This window comes from Candidatus Pelagibacter sp. PS_37 (assembly GCF_059417825.1).
Genome location: NZ_CM182067.1, coordinates 381,160 through 400,622, shown reverse-complemented (window position 1 = coordinate 400,622; position 19,463 = coordinate 381,160). Strand labels below are relative to the sequence as shown.

The following is a 19,463-nucleotide window of genomic DNA, read 5'->3' as shown; positions in this document are numbered from 1 at the left end:
AAATAAGAAAAAATAGTCTCTTAACTTTTATATCTCAATAATACCTAACTTTTTATCCAACCACCACCAAGAACCTTATAGCCATTATTGTTTTTTGCATAAAACACACACGCTTGACCAGGCGCAATACCGTGTTCCTCTTCCAATAAATTAACGTTCGCATTAGTATCATTGATATCTATCTTGGCTTTAATTAATCTTCCAGTAGACCTTACTTTTACGAACAATTCATTTTTAAAATCATTTTGATCGTTTGTAATGATATTCAAATCTTTTAAATTTATTTTTGTTTTAACAAGGTGTTCCTTGGCTCCAACAATAATTTCATTTTTATCAGCAATAATCTTTACTACATACAATGGATTCTTATCAGAAACTCCAATTCCTTTTCTTTGACCAATTGTATAATTAATAATGCCATCATGAACTCCTATCACTTCACCATTCATATTTTTAATGTTACCTTTGCTAAAAGAATTTGGTCTAAATTTTTCTATAACAGAAGCGTAGTCTCCATTTGGAACGAAACAAATATCTTGACTGTCAGGTTTATCTGCAACATTAAGATCAAGTTCTCTTGCAATATTTCTTGTTTCATCCTTAAGAAGATTGCCTAAAGGAAATCTTAAAAAATTTAATTGATCTTTTGTGGTATTAAATAAAAAATAACTTTGATCTCTATTTAAATCAATTCCTCTGTACATATCTGTATTATCTTTTTCAGTAATACTTTTAACGTAGTGTCCTGTTACTAAAGCATCAGCGTTAAGTCTTTTAGCTTCTTCAAATAAGTCTGTAAATTTAACTGTCTTATTGCATTGCACACATGGAATAGGTGTTTCTCCATTTAAATAGCTATCAATAAAATTATCAATAACTCCTTCTTTAAATTTATTTTGATAATATAAAATTTTATGCTCTATCTTTAATTTATCAGCTACTCTTTTTGCATCCATAATATCTTGGCCTGCACAACATTGTTTTGAAGAAGCTGTCTCTTTACTGTCATTATAAAGTTTAAGAGTAATACCGATGACATTATAACCTTCATTTTTCATCATAGCTGCAACTGTTGAAGAATCTACTCCACCTGACATTGCAACAATAACTAAGGTGTCTTTTGGGTCTTTAGCTATTCCAATAGAATTAAATTTTGTCATATTTAATGATATTTATTAGTATATTAACTATAAGTAAATTAATGATTTTAGATTTTGAACCAGGTGACAAAGTTATCAATCCTAACAACAAAGACTGGGGAACAGGACAAGTTCAATCAATAATTAATGGTAAAGTTACTGTAAATTTTGAAAATGTTGGAAAAAAAGTTATCAATTCAAAAATAATTCAATTAGAAAAATTATATAAATGAACCTTGAAGAAAAAAAGAAAATTACTCTTTCACTGATAGAAACTTTTAATAAAGCAAGTCAGGTAGCCTTAGATTTAAGAGGAGCTGGTTTAAAAAAAGAAATTAAGTCAGACAATACTCCTGTAAGTAACGGAGATATTGAAGTTAATAAAATATTAACCAGTAAGATCCAAGAAATCACTCCAAATATCCCTATTGTTTCAGAAGAGAGTGCAAACCATAAGATGGATAATGATTTAAATACTTTTTGGTTAATCGATCCAATAGATGGCACCAAAGATTATATTAATAACCGTGATGAATTTACTTTAAATGCAGCATTAATATTCGATAAAAAACCCGCTATTGGGATCATAACAGTTCCAGCAAAAAAAAGAGTTTTTTATTCTTACGGTTTGTCTCACAGTTACGAGTTAATTAACAATCAAGAAATTTCATTAATGAATAAAGAGAAAAATTATGTTGGACATACAGCAGTTAGCTATTCTAACGATCTTAAACCTGAAATTTTAGAAATTCATAAAAAATATAAAATAAGTTCTTTTCAAAAAATGAAAAGCTCACTAAAATTTTGTGTTATTGCAGCGGGTGAATTTGATATGTATGTCGCTGAACCAAGAGCTTGTGAGTGGGATATTGCAGCTGGTCATGCAATCCTTGAGCACTCAGGAGGGAAAGTGACTGACTTTAATTATAATGAAATACTCTATGGAAAAACTGAATTTAAAAACCCAAGTTTAATTTTAAAAAGTAAAAACATATTATAATGGATGAGCAATTAAGAATAATTTTAATAATTATAGTATCAGTTTCTATCTTTGGTTTATTAGTTTTTGTATTTGTCAAAAATGTTATTAGAAATAGAATTCAGTTACTTGTTGAAGAAGAAGAGAAAGAAAAAAAATTAAAGTAATCTAATTATTTTCATATAGTCAGCTTGATCAATATCCATGATCCTTTTAGAGGTTTCAAAATCAAAACCATTTCTTGCTAGTAAAGCAATATCCTTTTTATAAAATAGGGCTCTATTATCCTCTACTCTTGCTGGTCCAATTCTCTTTTTTTTACATATTTTTATTCCAGAAAAAAAATCTTGGTCAGAATTATCCTCTTTAATCTTATCTATTGTTTCTTTAATGTAGCGATCATTAATTCCTTTAGTCATTAAATAGTTTCTAATTTTATTAACCGAACTACCTCTTTGGATTAAGCTTCTAGATTTACTTTCAGAATAGAATTTATCATTAATAAACTTAGTTTTTTCAAGATCTTGCAAAACAACATCTATTAAATCTGTAATATCTTGTTTTTTAATATTTTCTAAATTAGCTTTTAGATACTTCTTTAATAGATAGGTTCTAAGCTGTTGTTTAGATGGTGCGTATCTTTCGATATAGGCAAATGAGAAATTTCTCATTTCCTCTACCGTCACTTGTAATGTTTTTTTTCTATTTCTCATATGAATCTTAATAGCTTGTTGTATAATACACTAAAAAATGATCGATCAAATCTATACATATTTTACAATTGAAATGATTTTTCTTTGGTTAAATCTAGGTGTCTTACCTTTTTGGTTAATATTAGTCTTCTTTCCGCAGTCACAAATATGTAGAGTTTTTATCACATCAATTTTTCCTTTTATTATTTTAAGTTTCGCCTACGGTTACTTAACATATATGCTGTTTAACGAAGGCTATGACTTTATTAAAAATTTTGAACTATATTTAGGCTTAGATTCAATTAGTTATTTGTTTAACGATAAATCCTTCTTAATTTTGTTTTGGACTCATTTTCTTTCTATTAATCTATTTTGTGGTGGATGGATTGTTAAGGACTCACAAAAATTTGGTATCAATAAAATAATAATGTCTTTTCCGTTATTAATAACATATTTTATTGGTCCCATTGGACTTACTCTTTATTGGATTATAAGAATTTTTTACGCAAAAAGAATTAATCTATATGATTAAAGAAATAGATTTCTATTTTGATTTTATTAGTCCTTACGCGTATTTAGCTTACAAAAAAATCCAAAAGTTACCAAAAGATATTCGAATAAATTATAAGCCAATTTTATTAGGTGGTCTTCACAATTTAGAAGGAATAACAGCACCAGCATTTATCAAACCTAAATTAAAACATATGATTAATGACTGTTTGTTAATTGCAAAAAAAAATAATTTTGATTTTAAGTGGAACTCTAAATTTCCTTTAAACTCATTAAATATTATGCGTGGCTATTTAGATATTAGCTCATCAAATCAAGCACAATATATTAAAACAATGTTTGACGCTTATTGGAAAGATGATTTGGATATTTCTAAAGAAGAAATTTTAATATCACTACTTGAACATTGTAAGATTGATAAAGATATTTTTTTTAAAACAATTAAAGATCCAGCTATTAAAGAAAAATTAAAAGATGCCACAAAAAATGCCTATGAAAAAGAAGTTTTTGGAGCGCCCACTTTCATTGTTAATAATAAAATATTTTGGGGACAAGATCGATTGGAATTTGCCTTAGATGAATATAATAAAATAGATTAAACTATTTTAAAATCACTTTGACTAATTGCTGCAAAGCCACCATCAATGTGCGAAACATTTTCAAAACCCATTTCTTTTAATGATTTAGCTGCAAGGGCTGATCTTAATCCTCCGGCACAAAACAAAACCATCTCTTTAGTCATGTCAATTTTTCCACTTTTAAAATATGGACCTTCTGGATCTAACCAAAATTCTAACATTCCACGAGGAATATGGTTTGAACTCTCAACTCTTCCCATTTTATCAAGTTCACCTTTTTCTCTAATATCGATTAAATTACATTTATTATTTACTAATAATTGGTGTGCCTCTTCGGCAGATATGGTTTTTACCTGTTCTAAAGCCTGTGAAACTAACATTTGTGATGATTTGATATTCATTTATATACTATTATATAAAAAAAAATTTAAATAAAGACTTAATATATTTATATGTTACCAAATTTTCTAAAACCTTTTCATATTGATAATAAAAAATTAGTTAGAATTGGTCCAAAACTTGATGGTGGCTATGTTATTGATAAAAAATCAGTCCTAGATGCTAATATAATCATAACCTGCGGTTTAAATGATGACTGGGAATTTGAAAAATCATTATTAAAAATAAACACCAAATGTATAGTACAAGCTTATGACCATACAATTGATAAAAAATTTTGGGTAGAAAGATTTAAAAAAGATATTAAACATTTTTTTTTATTAAAAAAAATAAGATTAAGAAAAATTATTCATATTTTTAGGTATTTAGATTATTTAAGATTCTTCAAAAATCATAACAAGCATTATATTCTTAAGATTGGTACAGAAGACATTAACAATCAAGAAATCACCATTAACAAAATTCTTGAAGCTTATCAAAGTGTATTACTAAAAGTTGATATTGAAGGTGATGAATACAAAATACTTGATCAAATTTTAGATAATTCAAAAAAAATTAATACTTTGATTATTGAATTTCACGACATACACAAAAATCTAAATAAAATTGAGGATTTTGTTATTAAATCTAAAGAGCTTAAATTAATTCATATACATGCTAATAATTTTGCAGGGTCAAATAAAGATGGAGATCCCAATGTTATAGAATTAACTTTTATAAACATTAAAAATAATGATCTAAATTTAAAAAAAACAAACAAATCTTTTCCAATAAATGGTCTCGATTATAAAAATACACACAGAAAAGAAGATTTTCTATTAAAATTTAATGATTGAAAAAATTTGTATTGTTTATTCGCATCATAAATTAGGCGATTTAATTTGGCAACTACCTTATATAAAATCCATAAGTGAACATCACAATAAAAAAATTGATTTAGTTGTTAGAGAAAAAACGCAAGCTAAAGAAATTTTAAAAGATCTTAATTATATAAATACAATTCACTATAACAATTTTAGAAAAAAAATTTTTTATTGGATAGATGTTTTTAAACTAAAGAAAATTTTTTTTACTGAAGATTATACGCATGTCTATATATTAGATAAAATCAACAAGCCGGCAGTAGCTGCAAAACTCGCAAACATTAAGAATATTATAGGTCCTGGCATTAAAAGACAAAAAAAGTGGCTTACTAATAAAAACTTTCTAGACGATAAGGATTGGCTTTTAAGTTATTCTGAACAATCACAAAAATTATTGAAATTAAATAATATTGAAATTAAAGATATTTATCCACATATAGAGATTAAGCCATCAAGCATAGAGGAATTTAAAAAAAAAAATTTTTATAGTGGAAAAAAAATAGCCTTTGGTGTTGATTCATTTGAGGATTATAAAATATGGTATGAGGAAAATTTTATAGAACTTGCAAATAAATTTTACAACGAGAAAGTTTTTGATTATATTTATTTAGTTTGTGGAAAAGATAAGCAGCATATAGCTAAAGATATTATAGCTAAATCAAATAAAAACTATTTTATTGATTGTTCTGATTTAAAACTAATTGATATCATTAGCGTGATAAAAGACTGTGAATTTTTTGTAGGTAATAACTCTGGTCCTTTAAATTTAGCTGCTGCTTTAAATATAAAAAGTTTTGGCTTATTTGCTAATACTGCGATAAGTCAATTAAAGTTTAGTAAGGTCATACCATTAGTTCCTGAAAATTATGTTGATAATCAGTTTATCAAAGACCGGGAAGAAATGCGAAAACTTACTCCTGATAAAGTTTTTTTAGATATAATTAAACATCTTAATGATTAAATATAAATAATGTTTAAAATAAATTCTAAAGCACCTTTATTTAAATTAAACTCAACAGATGGTGAGATTTATTCTTTAAAAGATTCACTTGGCAAATATGTGGTTCTTTATTTTTACCCTAAAGATGACACTCCAGGATGCACAATTGAGACTAATGATTTTAACAAATTATTACCTAAATTTAAAAAACTGAATTGTAATATTTTTGGTATTTCCAAAGATGATCTAAAAAGCCACCACAAATTTAAAGAAAAATTTAAAATCAAATTTGATCTTTTATCTGATGTAGAGCTTAATATTTTAAAAAAATACAAAGTTTGGGCTAAGAAGAAATTTATGGGTAGAGAGTTCATGGGAATAGTGAGAACAACTTTCTTAATTGATCCAAATGGTAAAATAGTAAAAATTTGGGATAATGTAAAAGTTAAGGATCATGCTAAAGAAGTGCTTGATACCCTAAAAAACTCTATAAATTAAAAAGGCCCCAATTAAGGGGCCTATTTTCTAACTATAAGAGAGATAGTTTTTTATTAGTCTCTGATTGCGTAAGCAATTACTCCTGTTTCAGTAACATCTGTACCTTTGGCTTGAGCTTCTTTACTCAATCTAATTCCAAAGAGATTGTTCATAATCGACCAGATTATGTAAGCCACTACAAAAACAAAAATATTAATTGATAAAACACCAATTAACTGTGCTCCGAATGTTGCATCTGCATTTGTGATCGGTACTATTAAAGTTCCAAAAATACCCGCAAACATGTGAGCTGGAATTGCACCCACTACATCATCAAGTTTAAATGAAAATAGTAGTTTAGTTCCAAATACAACTATCACACCACCAACAGCACCAATTAATATTGCTGCTAATGGAGATGGTGCTAATGGTTCAGCTGTTATTGCAACTAACCCACCAATTGCACCGTTTAACATTTGTATTACATCAGTTTTACCAAACAATAATCTTGTAACTACGGCTGCAGCTAATACACCACCACAAGCTGCTAAATTAGTATTAATAAAGATTGTTGAAATAGCTACTGCATCAGCAAATGAACCTAATGCTAATTGAGAACCACCATTAAATCCAAACCAACCTAACCATAATACAAACACACCAATAGTTACTAATGGAATTGATGATGCTGCAAATGGTTGAATAGCCTTTGGATTACCTTTGCTATCAAATCTTCCAAATCTTGGACCAAGTATTATAATACCAGCAAGTGCAGCAGCACCCCCAGTTGAGTGAACTAGAGTTGATCCAGCAAAATCAGAAAATCCGATAGTTGCTAACCAGCCTCCACCCCATTGCCATCCCATTACTATAGGATAAATAACACCAGATAAAATTGCTGCAAATAAAAAGAATGGCCATAGCTTAATTCTTTCAGCCATTGCTCCTGAGCAAATTGAAACTGTTGTTGCACAAAATACCATTTGGAAAAACCAATCTGATCCAGCAGAGTAACCTGCCTCCAGTGAACTAGAGTCTGACCAAGGTGTAAAAGTACCTATATATCCACCTTCTGGTATACCGTATGCTAAGTTGTAACCAACTAACCAAAACATAATTCCTGAAATTGCATACAAACCAATATTTTTTGCACAAATTACAGAAACACTTTTAGAAGTAACCATTCCTGACTCAAGCATTGCAAAGCCTGCCGCCATGAACATTACTAAAAAACCACAAATTAAAAATAGGAGTGTATTAAATACAAACCCTACTTCAGCAGAAATAGTTGTTTCTGCTATTCCAGCACTACTCATGTTTATTAAAAAAAATAAACTAATAAGTGGAACTGATATTTTTTTTATTATTTTTATCATTAAGACCTCCATGTTTAAGTTTTCACTTATATTTTGGATGAACTTAAAAACTAATGTTGATTGGGAAATTTAGGTATGCAGTGATTGCATATGGTAACAGCCTTATTACATTTCTGTAAAAGGCTGTTAATGAATTTACTATTTAATTACTTATTAAATATTTCTTTAAGTGCCTTAGCTGGTAAGAACTTAACTTTTTGAGAAGCACCGATTTGGATTTGCTCTCCAGTTCTAGGATTTCTTCCAACTCTAGCTTTTCTTTTTGCTACTTTATAAGTTCCAAATCCAGCAATTTTCACTGTATCGTCACCTTTTAAAGCATCTAGAATAGTGTTTGTAATAGTATCAAAAGTACGCTCAGCATCAGCTTTACTTAGGTTTAAAGAACCTGAAAGTTGTGCTATTAATTGTTTTTTGTTCATTTATTTAGCTCCGGTTTTATTGGTTATTTTCACATAATTGACATTAAACCTCATAAATCAAGCTTTTTATTAGTGTCTACTAAAATAAAAACCTCAATATATAGTGATTTGTTAAATAAATGTTGATTTTAAAGGATTATTTAAGAAATATAATTATTAAAAAACTTAAATAAACCAACGTCTTTTAGATCATTAAACGTTGTAAAAAACATCAATGATAGCAATAAAAACATTCCGATTCGAAAAAAACCTTCTTGAGTTTTTTGTGATAATGGACGCCCTAATACCTTTTCAATTCCATAAAACATTAAGTGCCCACCATCTAACATTGGAATTGGGAACAAGTTTATTAACCCTAAACTAATAGAAATATAAGCCATAAGGCTTATAAAAGGTAAAATTCCAAATTCTGCAACTTGTCCGCTAATTTTTGCTATTCGAATTGGCCCACCCAACTGTGAAGTATCACCATTTCCAGTGAGCATGCTTCCAATATATTTAAGAGACGAAGTGCTTACATAATAAACTTCATTAACCGCATAAAACATTGCTTTAGTAGGACCGAGTTTAACGTGATTTACCTCATTGTTATAAGCACCAAGTTTAATACCAACCATACGTTTGCTGATTTTGTTTCCAAGATTATCTTCGCCTTCAACAATATTCGGTTTTACTCTAAAGGTTAAATCTTGATCAAATCTATTTACTGTAAAATTGATAAATTCATCAGTAGACATCATAATATATTTTGAAACATCCATAATGCTTGTAACCTCGTTGCCATCAATAGAGACCACAATATCATTGTCTTTAAGACCAGCTACCATTGCAGGACTATCCTTTTGAACTTCGTTAATTACAGCTGGTGTAAAATCTTTTCCAAAAAAGGTATAAACTGAAAAAAATATCAGAATTGCTAATAAAAAGTTAGCTAAAGGGCCACCAAATACAATTAAAGCTCTTTGATATAAAGGCTTTAGTACAAACAGTTTATCTTGATCTTCTTTACTATATTCTTTTATAATTTTGTCATTATCAGCTTGGCTATAAACGTTTCTATCACCAAAAAACTTAACATATCCCCCAAGAGGTATGACACAAACCTTCCAACGAGTTCCTGATTTATCATTCCAACCAAACATTTCTTTGCCAAAACCAATTGAAAAATCAGTAACTCCTACACCGTATCGTTTAGCAAAATAATAATGTCCATATTCATGGATAAATACCACCACAACAATTAAAGCAATAAAAGGCAATATATAAGAAAGCATAATAATTATACTCTAGCTGACTTTAAGGCCGTTCTCAATAGTCAATTCATTTCAAAAAATAAACAAATTAATGACAAATAAAAAAAAATTTTGTATTTAAATTTTATTAATTAATTTTTATGCAAAAAAAATTTAAAGCAATGGTTCTTTCTTGTATGGATCCAAGGTTCCAATCCCTAGTCTATAAATTTACCAAAAAAAAGAACTTAACTGGAAAGTATAGCTCATTTACTATTGCAGGTGGAGCCATCGGTGTTACTCATAATAAATTTAAAAAATGGCATCAAACTTTTATTGATAATTTATCAGCTTCAATTGAGCTTCACAAAATAAGCAAACTCATTGTTATAAATCATGAAGACTGTGGTGCGATTAAAATTGCCGAAGGTAAAAAAGATTTAGATGAGGATGAAATTCACAAAACTTCTTATCAAAAACTAAAACAACTATTAAATAAAAAATTTCCTAAGCTTCGATTAGAATTTCATATCATGAAATTAAATCAAACGATTATAAAACTTTAGTAGTTATTAATCTTAAAATGAAAGCGAGTTAACTTTTAATATTATAGCCTTTTTTAAGCAAGATAGACACAAGGGTAATACAAACCATTAAAAAGAAAACCATCGAACTAATACTAATCCAAATATCAAAATCAGAGACGCCGTAGAAAGAAAATCTTAAGCCATCAATTAGATAAACTACTGGATTAAAATATGAAATTGTTTGCCAAAATGGTGGCAGCATATCAAGAGAGTATAAGCTTCCTCCTAAAAATACCATTGGAGTAATGACTAATGATGGAATAATCGACATCTGCTCAAAGTTTTTACTAACTACACCAATTAAAAATCCAAATAAAGCAAAAGTAAAAGAAACTAATACTAATAAAAATATCATTAACATTGGATGCATAACACTCACATCAGCAAAAAAAGAGGCGGTTGCATAAATTACAGCACCAACAACTAAAGTTTTAGTGGCTCCTGCCCCTACAAAAGCTAGAACGGTTTCAAGTGTTGAAATGGGTGCTGCTAAAATTTCATTAATAGTTCCATTAAATTTTGGAAAAAAGATTCCAAACGAAGTGTTACTTATTGATTGAGTAAGGAGTGTTAACATTAATAAACCTGGTACAATGTAAGACCCATAACTAACCCCATCAATTTTTTGAATATAATTTCCAATAACTGACCCAAAAACAACAAAGTATAATGATGTAGATATTACAGGTGAGAGAAGAGATTGACCTATAGTTCTTATAAATCTATTCATCTCATGAACATAAATAGCTTTAAAGCCGTAATAGTTAAATTTCATTATTCTCCTTTACTAAATCAACAAATATTTTCTCTAATGTACTTTGTTCTGTTTTTAAATCTTTTAATTTTAAGCCAGTATCTTTTATATCTTGCAATAAATCAGTAATACCCGTTTTTTCAGCCTGAACATTATAAGTATAAATTAATGACATCTGCTCTTCACTTATTTCAAGATTATACTTAGATAAATCTTCTGGAATTTCTGTAATTTTTTTCTGCAATTCAATGGTTAGTTTTTTGTGTCCCATTTTCTTAATTAATTCTTTTTTATCCTCAACAACAATAATTTCACCTTGATTAATTACAGCTACACGGTCCGCTATAGCCTCAGCCTCCTCAATGTAATGAGTGGTTAAAATAATTGTGACCCCTTTTTTTCTAAGGTCATCAACAACCATCCACATATCTCTTCTAAGTTCAACATCAACTCCGGCTGTTGGTTCATCAAGAAATAATATTTTAGGTTCATGAGATAAAGCTTTTGCAATTAAAACTCTTCTTTTCATTCCGCCTGATAATTGTCTTAATCTTTGATCTTTTTTATCCCACAAACTTAAATCTTTTAAAATTTTTTCAATGTGTTCTGGTTTAGGTGCTTTTCCATACAGTCCTCTTGAATAAGATACGGTATCAAAAACAGTTTCAAAAGATTCTAAATTTAATTCTTGAGGAACAAGCCCTATTCTTGATCTTGTCTCTCTATAATCTTTTATAATATCATAGTTATCAATTGTAACAGTTCCTGAAGTAGGTTTAACAATTCCACAAATAATACTGATTAAACTAGTTTTGCCTGCACCATTTGGTCCAAGCATTGCAAGAATTTCACCTTGTTTTACATTAAGGCTAACATTATTAAGGGCTTTAAAGCCATTATCATAAACTTTTGATAAGTTGTTAATGGATATTTGAATCTCAGACATTTGTTAGGGTGTATATAGTTACTTATACACCTTTTACAAATTATTAGGTCTATTTTTTAGATCCTTTTATTTTCCAAAATATTACAGGCAAAAAAGTTGCGATTATAAAAGATAAAAACAACAATGATTGAGAGACAAAAGCTGGAAAAGTATCTGCTGGTAAAATTATACCTACTAACAAACTCTTTGAAAAATCAGGAGCTGGGAATAAAAGAAACCCTCCAATTAACCCAATAATAATTGAAATATATGCCGTTTTTTCATTCAACTTTTTATTATAGAAACTATAAAAAACAGTAAGTACAAACGCACAACAAAATAAATCAGCAAGCAAGAATAAGTATAAAACACTGAATCCTTTTGAAGCAATTACAAAAGCTATAATTGAAAGCACTACTATAAAATATTTTGAAAGAGTTAAGTAATTAGTTTTCTTATTTAAATTAAAAGTTGCTTTACCATCAACCACTATTAGGCTTGATATTGCATTGACTAATGTATCAACGGTACTAATTGTCAATGATAAACCAAGGATCACAATTATTAATGATAAAAATTCTGTCTGTTCACTTAATAATAAAGAGAAGAAACCAAGATCAGGAATAACTTTTGGATTAGCTGATACTGCAACTAAACCACTAAAGCCCATAAAAAAAACAATTGGAATAATAACGATGAACGCTACTATTAAACTTTTCTTTAAAACTTCATTATTTTTTGCAGCATAAACTCTTTGCCAATTTCCTTGATGAAAAAGATTAGTTGCAGCAACCGCGATAAAGAACGTTAATCCTGCAGTATAGTTTGGAATATAACTCGCACTTAATAAGTGAGGACTTTTTTCTTTAATAAATGAGAAAGAAAACTGATCCCCTGTAAATGATGTTAGATAAAATACTGAAATTAATAATAAAGCTACAATTACTATCATTTGAATATTATCTGTAAAAATTGAAGCTCTTAATCCACCGTATAAGGTGTAAGCAAGCGTTGCGATCAGAATAATTAAAGAGGTGACCCAAAGTTCAGTTCCTGAAATATAATTGATCAATATGGCAACTGCAGTAACTTCAGCACATAAAAAGACGAACATATAAAATACTGTCATAAGCAAAATAAGTTTAAATAAACTCTTTCCAAATCTTTTTCTTAAAAATTCAATTAACGTTGAGCCTTTTGGAAAGTCAGTTCTTATTTTTTTTCCAAGTGAAATTAAAAAAATCATTGGAAATGCTGTTCCTAATGCGTAACCAATCACAGCACCTATTCCACCCCATGTAGCAGCAGATGCTGGACCAAATAAAATCCAAGCCCCAAGCGCAGATGCAATTAGGCTTGTTGTTAGTGAAAAGAAACCAATGTTTCTATTCGCAGTTAGATAATTGTTAATCCCTTGATATTTTTTAGAGTAAATTAATCCAACAATTGTAAAGATTAAGCTTATAGTTATGACGAGTGTTAATGATGTTGATTGACTTATAAAGTATGTTTTATCCATTGTTCTCCCTTTCTGAATTACCGGACAGGTTATTAGGGTTTAATCTCAGTCAGTTACGACACCCCTTTTCCAATACATACATCAGTTGATTAAAAAACAAAACACAAATATCTATTTGATATAATTTATAATTAAGCATAAATTTAATCATTCATGAAAAATGTTGGTTTCATTGGTGTTGGGTATATGGGTTATGGAATAGCCAAAAATATTCTAAAAAATAAAAATAATTTATTTGTTATTGCTAATAAAAATAGATCCCCAATAGAAAAAATAGTTAGTGAAGGTGCAGTTGAAGTTAAATCATATGACGAATTATGTTCAAAAGATTTAGACTGTCTTTTTTTATGTGTAACCAATACTCCTATTGCTCATTCAATTATTGAAAAAATATTACCTCTATTAAATTCAGATACTCTTATTATTGATATCACTACTCATAACCAAAATGGATCCATCGAAGCTAATAAAATTTTTAAAAGTAAAAATATAAACTACATAGAATGTCCTGTAATGGGAGGCCCCGTTCAAGCTGAAGAAGGTGTCTTAGGTGGTATTATTGGTGGCAGTGAAGAAAATTTTAAGAAAGCTGAGGTATTTTTAAAAGCGTTTTGCAAAGATTACTTTTATTTTGGAGAAGTTGGCATGGGAACTAAATCAAAACTTTTAAATAATTTTTTAACACTGGGTAACGCTACTTTAATTGTTCACATGATAAAAGGTGCAAAAAAATTTAATATTGATTTAAAGAAATTATACGATGTTGCTAAACTTGGCTCTGGAAATTCTGCAGCCTTAAGTAGAATTTTTGATAACCTTTTAAAAAACGATTATACAGGGTTTAAGTTTACTGCAAAAAATTCGCATAAAGATATGTCCTACATTCAAGATTTACTAAAAGATATGCCTGATGCTGAAAAATTAGCCAAAGATACAAAAGATTTTTATAAAGATGCCTTGGATAGTGGTAATGGCGAGCTTTTTATTAGTGAATTAATTAAAAAATAAAATTAATTTTTATTATAAAATTTCTAAAGGCAATGGAGCTTCAGGGTACTTTTGCTTACACAATTTTTCATAGTTTTTGCAAAGAGTACTTACCGTGTCATGTGCTTCATCTTTTGAAGTTAAAAATTTAATTAAAGTATCTCTCTCGAGTTCGATTTCTTTAATATCTGCTCCTCTTAAATATTCACCTGTTTCAACTTCCCAGTAAGTATCATTTAATTCACCAATATCTAAAGTATTAAGTTTATTCTGAAGTTCAATAATAATCTCATCGTCCGTTTTGCTATCTTTCATTGGAGAGTTAACTAATTTTCCTAAACATTTATCTTTAAGATCATCTAAAAAAGTATTGTAGGGTTTACCTTCAGCCAAACCTTGAAAGTGATTGCTTTCAAAGTACTTACTGATTGCAGCATTAGTTGAAATTTTATTTTTACCCTTAGCAACGGCTACTTGAACGTAAACTTCCTGGCTAATGTATTCGTTTAAATAATCTTTAATTTTATCCGATAACATTAGTTAAAAAAATTACAGAGTTTTTAAAGGATCGACATAATCATACCCAAAAACATCAGCCACTGCTTTATATGTTACTTGACCTTTACAAACGTTTAGTCCTGCAAGCAAATGTTTATCATCGCTTAGTGCTTTAGCGTAACCGTTATTTGCAATTTTTACTAGATGTGGAAGTGTTGCATTGTTCAACGCAATTGTTGAAGTTCTTGGAACTCCACCTGGCATATTTGCTACACAGTAATGAATAACATCATCAATAATATAAGTTGGATCACCGTGAGTTGTTGGTTTACTTGTTTCAACGCAACCCCCTTGGTCAATTGCAACATCAACAATAACTGATCCTCTTTGCATTAATTTTAACATTGGTTTAGTAATTAATTTTGGAGCTTCTGCACCTGGTATTAAAACACCCCCAATTAAAAGATCAGCTTTTGCAACTAATTTATTTAAATCAATTTTATCACTTTGTTCTGGAATAATTTTATCACCAAACATTTCAACCAATTGTTTCAATCTTGCTTCAGACTTGTCAACGATATGAACTTTAGCACCCATTCCAGTTGCAATAACAGCAGCATTTTCACCAACAACACCGCCGCCTAAAATAACAACAGTACCTCCTTCAACTCCAGGAGCTCCTCCTAATAAAAGACCTCTACCATTTTGGTTTTTTTCCAAGCAATGTGCTCCAGCTTGAACTGACATACGTCCAGCAACTGCACTCATTGGTGCAAGTAATGGCAATCTGCCATTATCATCTGTAACCGTTTCATAGGCTATACAAACACCTTTAGATTTAACTAAACCTTCTGTTAATTCTTTAGCTGCTGCTAAGTGTAGATAAGTGTAGACGATTTGATTTTCTCTAATCATCTTAACTTCACCTGCTTGGGGCTCTTTTACTTTAACAATTATATCTGCATCATTGAAAATATCTTCAGCTTTATCAACAATTTTAGCACCTACACTTGTGTATTGATCATTTTCAAAACCAGCTTCAAATCCACCATTATTTTCAACTAAAACTTCATGACCTTCTGATATTAAAGTTTTAACACTTTCAGGGGTTAATCCAATACGATGCTCTTGTGGTTTGATTTCTTTAGGTACGCCAATTTTCATAACACTCTCTCCCTTTTCAGTACTTTAAATTTTATTAAAGTTTTTAGTTTTTTTGATTTTTTTGATAGTTAGTAATACCAGTTCTTAACTTTTCAATAATCTCATCGATATGTTTTTCTTCACAGATGAATTGAGGAGCTATAATCAAACAATCTCCTGTAGCTTTAAAGTTAACACCAGCTTCATAACAAGCTTTAAAACATTCATAACCAGCTTTACCTGGTTTAGTGTTTAGCTTCATGTCTATTCCGCCCATCATTCCATATCCTCTAATATTATCTACAGACTCTAGATCCTGAAGAGAGAATAATCCTTTTTGGAAATAAGGAGATAAATTTTTTGCTCTATTGAAAATATCATCTTTTTCAAAAATTTCCTGCACTGCAAGAGCGGCAGCAACTGCAACTGGAATTCCTGAATAAGTATAGCCATGAAACAATTCAACTGCACCTGTTGGTGAAGCATCCATTACCGCATCATAGATATAATCATTACATGCAACAACACCCATGGGAACAACACCGTTGGTTGTAGCTTTAGCCATTGTCATAATGTCTGGAGTTACTCCAAATTCATCTGCAGCGAATTTAGATCCTGTTCTGCCCCATCCTGTAATTACTTCATCAAAAATTAAAAGTATTCCATGCTTGTCACAGATCTCTCTTAGTTTTTGTAAATATCCTTTTGGTGGAACCAGTGTTCCAGTTGATCCAGCAATCGGTTCAACAATACAAGCAGCAATGTTTTCACCACCAAAATTTTGACAAATAGTTTCTAAATCATTTGCTAAATAGTCTCCAGTTTCTGGTTGACCACTCACAAACTTATGTTCTGGTAAATGTGTATGTCTAATGTGTTGGACACCTGGCATTAAAACGCTTGCAAACGTTTTAACATTATTTACCATTCCACCCACTGAAATACAGCCAATGTTCATTCCATGATAACCACGCTCACGTCCAACAAATCTAAATCTTTCTGCATGTCCTTTTGCTCTGTGATATGCAACAGCAATTTTAATTGCAGTTTCTACAGCTGTAGATCCACAAATTGTAAAAAACATTTTATTTAAATCACCTGGTGTGTGTTTTGAAATTTTTGTAGCTAATTCAAATGAACCACCAAAACCTTGTTGAAATGGTTGTGCGTAATCTAAAGTTTCTAATTGCTTTGTAACAGCTTCTGTGATTTCTCTTCTTCCATGGCCTAGTGGGTTACAAAATAACCCTGAGCTCGCATCTATTTGTGTTTTTCCATGGTGAGTTTTTAAGTAAACCCCCTTAGCTTCTGTAATTAGTCTTGGGTTTGCTTTGAAATCTTTATTAGATGTAAACGGCATCCAATGTTCATTTAATGAATTAGGTACTGAAGTTCTGTTTTCTGAGCTCATAAATATTCTCTCTCTAAGTATGTAGTGTTATAATTTTATTCCTAACTATTAGACTAAATCAAAAGGTTTTCTATAATTATTTTTTTCTTTAAGGCTTATAATTTTACAACTTATAGGTGTATAAAAATTAAAATTTGTTTTACATCAATTCCAAATTCTATTTAAATACAGATAATTTAATTAAATTACTAACAAAGGAATAATAATGAAAAAAATAATTAGTTTTATTCTTGGTGCTGTAGTTGCTCTTAACTTATCAATGTCAGTTGCTAACGCTGCTGCTAAAGAAGTTAGAGTTGCATTCTTTTTAGAATGGCCTACTCCAAACCAAGAAGACAAAGTTAAAAAGATGTTTGATAAAGCTCTAGGTGTTCCAGTTAAATGGACTAACTTTTCAAACGGTGGTGCAATGACTGATGCTATGTTAGCTGGAGATATTGATATTTCTTACTCACAAGGCTTAGTGCCATTTATCAATGCTGTTAAATCAAAAGCTCCGCTAAAACTTGTAGATATTGCTATGGAATACGGAATGGGTGGAACAACTTGTGTTACATCTAATGCTTCTGGAATTACAAAAGCTAACGCTTCTGAATTAGAAGGTAAAAAAGTTGCTGTTCCTCTAGGAACAATGGCTGAGTATGTTTTTGATGAAAGTATGAAAGTTGTTGGCGCTGATAAAAGTAAAATGACAGTTATTCAAATGGATCCTGAAGAAGGTGCTGCTGCACTAGTTTCTGGTGATGTTGTAATGGCATGTTTATTTGGTGGAAATTCTATTAAAGCTGCAACTGCAGTTGGAAGTAGATTACTAACAGTTCAAGAAGCGCGTGATGCTGGTATCTTAGGTATTGACATTACATCTGTTACTGACAAATTTATGAAAGAGAACCCAGGTATGCTGAGAACTTTCATAGAAGTAACTCATGAAGCGAATGCTAGATATGCAGCAGGTAAAAGTGATTTAAATGTTATCGCTAAAGATGCTGAGATGAAGCTTGGTGATATGAAAGAAACTTTAAGCGGATTTAAATTTCTTACACCTGAAGAGACTGAAAAATCTATGACTTCTGGAAATCTAAGTGGATTTTTAAAAGGAATGGGTACTCCTAACGGAGCAGTTGATACAAGCTTTTTACCTCTTTAATTTAGAGAGTTAAATAAATTTAAATAGGCGCCAATTTAATAAATTGGTGCCTATTTTTTTAAAAAAATTCTAATATAGTATTGTCTTATGAGTGATTTAATTTCTCAGAATTTAAACATGATCTTTAAAACTCCTAAAGGAGAAACAGTTCATGCATTAAAAGATGTAAACTTTACACTTAAAAAAGGTGAACTTTTAACTGTTCTTGGTCCTTCGGGCTGTGGAAAAACAACTTTGTTAAACATTACTGCTGGATTTCTACGACCTACTTCTGGAGTTCTCACTCTTAACGGAAATGAAATTAATGGCCCTGGTGTTGAACGGGGAATGGTCTTTCAACAAGGTGCTTTATTTGAATGGCTAACGGTTGCAGAGAATGTTGACTTTGGTTTAAGAATGAAAAAAGAAGACCCAGTTAAAACTGCTAAGAAAGTTGAAGAATGGTTAAATATAGTAGGCCTACAAGGTTTTGGAAACACTCCTACTTATCAATTATCTGGAGGTATGCAGCAAAGAGTTGCTCTTGCTAGATGTTTAATTAATGACCCTGATTTAATTTTAATGGATGAACCATTAGGAGCATTAGATGCATTAACTAGAGAGAAGATGCAGTCTTTAGTTTTAAAAATTTGGAAAGAAACAGGAAAAACCATTATCTTAATCACCCACTCAGTTGAAGAAGCTTTACTACTAGGTGAAAGATTATATGTAATGGCACCAAGACCAGGTCGTATCCATAAAGAATATAATCTTCCTTTTGCATCAATGGGTATTGATGGTGATTTAAGAGAGATAAAAAAAACACCTAACTTTGTAAGCACTAGAGAAGAAATTCTAACTATGATTTGGAATATGGAAGAAGAAATTATGGGTAAAGATATTTAG

The 19,463-nt window shown here is 30.0% G+C and carries 24 protein-coding genes; 12 read left to right on the top strand and 12 right to left on the bottom strand.

Annotated features, from left to right (window positions below; all coding sequences use genetic code 11):
* Positions 1-44: 44 nt before the first annotated feature.
* Positions 45-1,160: a tRNA 2-thiouridine(34) synthase MnmA gene (gene mnmA, locus AC5SL9_RS02150; RefSeq protein WP_494574273.1), complete on the bottom strand. Its 1,116-nt coding sequence runs from the start codon at positions 1,158-1,160 to the stop codon at positions 45-47.
* 5 nt (positions 1,161-1,165) lie between these two features.
* Here mnmA and AC5SL9_RS02145 point away from each other — a divergent pair, with 5 nt between their 5' ends.
* From AC5SL9_RS02145 to AC5SL9_RS02135, 3 genes are read left to right on the top strand one after another with little or no spacing between them, the layout of a single operon-like run.
* Positions 1,166-1,372, top strand: a complete 207-nt coding sequence (locus tag AC5SL9_RS02145) for a DUF3553 domain-containing protein (RefSeq protein ID WP_006997091.1) — start codon at positions 1,166-1,168, stop codon at positions 1,370-1,372.
* Positions 1,369-2,139 carry a 3'(2'),5'-bisphosphate nucleotidase CysQ family protein gene (locus AC5SL9_RS02140; RefSeq protein WP_494574272.1) on the top strand — a complete coding sequence of 257 codons (771 nt, stop codon included), beginning with the start codon at positions 1,369-1,371 and terminating at the stop codon, positions 2,137-2,139. The genes AC5SL9_RS02145 and AC5SL9_RS02140 overlap by 4 nt, the downstream gene beginning before the upstream one ends.
* Positions 2,139-2,285 (top strand): hypothetical protein, encoded by a 147-nt coding sequence (locus AC5SL9_RS02135; RefSeq protein WP_020169301.1) that lies wholly within the window; start codon positions 2,139-2,141, stop codon positions 2,283-2,285. The genes AC5SL9_RS02140 and AC5SL9_RS02135 overlap by 1 nt, the downstream gene beginning before the upstream one ends.
* Here the strand turns inward: AC5SL9_RS02135 and AC5SL9_RS02130 are convergent.
* On the bottom strand, positions 2,277-2,831 hold the full coding sequence (locus tag AC5SL9_RS02130) for a regulatory protein RecX (RefSeq protein ID WP_006997094.1): 555 nt from the start codon (positions 2,829-2,831) through the stop codon (positions 2,277-2,279). The two genes, AC5SL9_RS02135 and AC5SL9_RS02130, sit on opposite strands and share 9 nt — an antisense overlap.
* 37 nt (positions 2,832-2,868) lie before the next feature.
* On the opposite strand from AC5SL9_RS02130, the gene AC5SL9_RS02125 reads away from it, so the two are divergent.
* Positions 2,869-3,342 (top strand): ABA4-like family protein, encoded by a 474-nt coding sequence (locus AC5SL9_RS02125; RefSeq protein WP_494574271.1) that lies wholly within the window; start codon positions 2,869-2,871, stop codon positions 3,340-3,342.
* Positions 3,335-3,919 (top strand): 2-hydroxychromene-2-carboxylate isomerase, encoded by a 585-nt coding sequence (locus AC5SL9_RS02120; protein ID WP_494574270.1) that lies wholly within the window; start codon positions 3,335-3,337, stop codon positions 3,917-3,919. Before AC5SL9_RS02125 ends, AC5SL9_RS02120 begins: the two co-directional genes overlap by 8 nt.
* Here AC5SL9_RS02120 and AC5SL9_RS02115 read toward each other — a convergent pair.
* The gene (locus AC5SL9_RS02115; RefSeq protein WP_494574269.1) at positions 3,916-4,299 is read right to left on the bottom strand and encodes a rhodanese-like domain-containing protein; all 384 of its coding nucleotides are present in this window, start codon (positions 4,297-4,299) and stop codon (positions 3,916-3,918) included. The two genes, AC5SL9_RS02120 and AC5SL9_RS02115, sit on opposite strands and share 4 nt — an antisense overlap.
* Positions 4,300-4,350: 51 nt before the next feature.
* Here AC5SL9_RS02115 and AC5SL9_RS02110 point away from each other — a divergent pair, with 51 nt between their 5' ends.
* From AC5SL9_RS02110 to bcp, 3 genes are read left to right on the top strand one after another with little or no spacing between them, the layout of a single operon-like run.
* Positions 4,351-5,133 (top strand): FkbM family methyltransferase, encoded by a 783-nt coding sequence (locus AC5SL9_RS02110; protein WP_494574268.1) that lies wholly within the window; start codon positions 4,351-4,353, stop codon positions 5,131-5,133.
* Entirely contained in the window at positions 5,126-6,121 is a 996-nt protein-coding gene (locus AC5SL9_RS02105; protein WP_494574267.1) for a glycosyltransferase family 9 protein, read from the top strand. The genes AC5SL9_RS02110 and AC5SL9_RS02105 overlap by 8 nt, the downstream gene beginning before the upstream one ends.
* 9 nt (positions 6,122-6,130) lie before the next feature.
* Complete coding sequence (gene bcp, locus AC5SL9_RS02100) at positions 6,131-6,598, top strand: thioredoxin-dependent thiol peroxidase (protein WP_494574266.1); 468 nt, start codon at positions 6,131-6,133, stop codon at positions 6,596-6,598.
* Between the two features lie 53 nt (positions 6,599-6,651).
* On the opposite strand, the gene AC5SL9_RS02095 is transcribed toward bcp, so the two are convergent.
* The 3 genes from AC5SL9_RS02095 to rseP form a co-directional block, all read right to left on the bottom strand.
* Positions 6,652-7,953 (bottom strand): ammonium transporter family protein, encoded by a 1,302-nt coding sequence (locus tag AC5SL9_RS02095; protein WP_494574265.1) that lies wholly within the window; start codon positions 7,951-7,953, stop codon positions 6,652-6,654.
* A 146-nt stretch (positions 7,954-8,099) separates the two neighbouring features.
* Positions 8,100-8,375, bottom strand: coding sequence for an HU family DNA-binding protein (locus AC5SL9_RS02090; RefSeq protein ID WP_006997102.1), 276 nt, complete (start codon positions 8,373-8,375; stop codon positions 8,100-8,102).
* A 140-nt stretch (positions 8,376-8,515) separates the two neighbouring features.
* Entirely contained in the window at positions 8,516-9,649 is a 1,134-nt protein-coding gene (gene rseP / locus AC5SL9_RS02085; protein WP_494574264.1) for an RIP metalloprotease RseP, read from the bottom strand.
* A gap of 119 nt (positions 9,650-9,768) precedes the next feature.
* Here rseP and AC5SL9_RS02080 point away from each other — a divergent pair, with 119 nt between their 5' ends.
* Positions 9,769-10,173, top strand: coding sequence for a carbonic anhydrase (locus AC5SL9_RS02080; RefSeq protein WP_018414011.1), 405 nt, complete (start codon positions 9,769-9,771; stop codon positions 10,171-10,173).
* Between the two features lie 28 nt (positions 10,174-10,201).
* Here AC5SL9_RS02080 and AC5SL9_RS02075 read toward each other — a convergent pair whose 3' ends face one another.
* From AC5SL9_RS02075 to AC5SL9_RS02065, 3 genes are read right to left on the bottom strand one after another with little or no spacing between them, the layout of a single operon-like run.
* The gene (locus tag AC5SL9_RS02075; RefSeq protein WP_020169293.1) at positions 10,202-10,969 is read right to left on the bottom strand and encodes an ABC transporter permease; all 768 of its coding nucleotides are present in this window, start codon (positions 10,967-10,969) and stop codon (positions 10,202-10,204) included.
* On the bottom strand, positions 10,959-11,894 hold the full coding sequence (locus AC5SL9_RS02070) for an ABC transporter ATP-binding protein (RefSeq protein ID WP_494574263.1): 936 nt from the start codon (positions 11,892-11,894) through the stop codon (positions 10,959-10,961). Before AC5SL9_RS02070 ends, AC5SL9_RS02075 begins: the two co-directional genes overlap by 11 nt.
* 49 nt (positions 11,895-11,943) lie before the next feature.
* The gene (locus AC5SL9_RS02065; protein ID WP_494574262.1) at positions 11,944-13,392 is read right to left on the bottom strand and encodes a sodium:solute symporter family transporter; all 1,449 of its coding nucleotides are present in this window, start codon (positions 13,390-13,392) and stop codon (positions 11,944-11,946) included.
* A 153-nt stretch (positions 13,393-13,545) separates the two neighbouring features.
* Here AC5SL9_RS02065 and AC5SL9_RS02060 point away from each other — a divergent pair, with 153 nt between their 5' ends.
* Positions 13,546-14,400: an NAD(P)-dependent oxidoreductase gene (locus AC5SL9_RS02060; RefSeq protein WP_494574261.1), complete on the top strand. Its 855-nt coding sequence runs from the start codon at positions 13,546-13,548 to the stop codon at positions 14,398-14,400.
* A 12-nt stretch (positions 14,401-14,412) separates the two neighbouring features.
* Here AC5SL9_RS02060 and AC5SL9_RS02055 read toward each other — a convergent pair whose 3' ends face one another.
* The 3 genes from AC5SL9_RS02055 to aptA are packed head-to-tail and all read right to left on the bottom strand — an operon-like array spanning position 14,413 to position 17,431.
* Entirely contained in the window at positions 14,413-14,916 is a 504-nt protein-coding gene (locus AC5SL9_RS02055; protein WP_006997109.1) for a hypothetical protein, read from the bottom strand.
* Between the two features lie 12 nt (positions 14,917-14,928).
* Complete coding sequence (gene ald, locus AC5SL9_RS02050) at positions 14,929-16,041, bottom strand: alanine dehydrogenase (RefSeq protein WP_006997110.1); 1,113 nt, start codon at positions 16,039-16,041, stop codon at positions 14,929-14,931.
* 43 nt (positions 16,042-16,084) lie between these two features.
* Positions 16,085-17,431 (bottom strand): omega-aminotransferase AptA, encoded by a 1,347-nt coding sequence (aptA, locus tag AC5SL9_RS02045; protein WP_006997111.1) that lies wholly within the window; start codon positions 17,429-17,431, stop codon positions 16,085-16,087.
* A gap of 205 nt (positions 17,432-17,636) precedes the next feature.
* On the opposite strand from aptA, the gene AC5SL9_RS02040 reads away from it, so the two are divergent.
* Together AC5SL9_RS02040 and AC5SL9_RS02035 are read left to right on the top strand one after the other, a co-directional pair.
* Complete coding sequence (locus AC5SL9_RS02040) at positions 17,637-18,578, top strand: ABC transporter substrate-binding protein (RefSeq protein ID WP_018414008.1); 942 nt, start codon at positions 17,637-17,639, stop codon at positions 18,576-18,578.
* A gap of 87 nt (positions 18,579-18,665) precedes the next feature.
* Entirely contained in the window at positions 18,666-19,463 is a 798-nt protein-coding gene (locus AC5SL9_RS02035) for an ATP-binding cassette domain-containing protein (protein WP_020169287.1), read from the top strand.